At 75.2% G+C, this 836-nt stretch carries 1 pseudogene; it reads left to right on the top strand.

Annotated features, from left to right (window positions below):
• Positions 1-836 (top strand): annotated as a pseudogene (locus tag EHS43_RS45350) (magnesium-translocating P-type ATPase); the annotation flags it as partial.

Consider the following 836-nt stretch of genomic DNA (forward strand, 5'->3'; position numbering starts at 1 on the left):
CCCCGGCTCTGTTTCCAGGGCAGCAGTGTCGCCTCCGGCAGTGCCACCGCCGTGGTCACCGCGACCGGCGGCGACACCCGTTTCGCCGCGGCCCACCGCCGTACCGGAAAGCCCGCGGCGACCGCGTTCGAACGCTCCGTCCAGGGCGTGTCCTGGATCCTGATCCGGTTCGCGCTGCTCACCCCGCCCCTGGTGCTCATGGCCAACGCGGCCCTGCGGGGCCGCGGTCTGGAGACCCTCCCCTTTGCCGTCGCGGTGGCGGTCGGGCTGACCCCGGAGATGTTGCCGGTCCTCGTCACCACCTGCCTCGCCCGCGGTGCCGCGCTCCTCGCCCGCACCCACGGCGTCATCGTGAGGCGGCTGCCCGCCCTGCACGACATCGGTGCCATGGACGTCCTGTGCGTGGACAAGACCGGCACCCTCACCCGGGACCGCCCGGTCGTCCACCGCGCGCTCGACGCGGCCGGCCGCGACGACCCCGAGGTACTGCGCTGGGCGGCGGCCGCCGCCTGGTGGTCGCTCCAGCTCGCCGACCTCCCGGCCCCCGACGCCCTGGACGAGGCCCTGCTCGCCGCCGCCGACGAGGAGACCCTGACGGCGTACGACGGCGTGACGGCCGTCCCCTTCGACCCGGTCCGCCGCCTGGCCACGGTGGTCGTCCGCACCCCCGGCCGCCTGGGCACGCAGACCTTGATCACCAAGGGGGCCGTGGAGGCCGTACTGACACGCTGTGCGCTGTCCGACGACGAGCGTGCCCGGTTGCGCGACCTGGCCGACGCGCAGGCGGCGGACGGACTGCGCGTCCTCGCCGTCGCCGTCACCGAACGCCCCCACTC

Source organism: Streptomyces sp. RP5T (assembly GCF_003933965.1).
Taxonomy (GTDB): domain Bacteria; phylum Actinomycetota; class Actinomycetes; order Streptomycetales; family Streptomycetaceae; genus Streptomyces.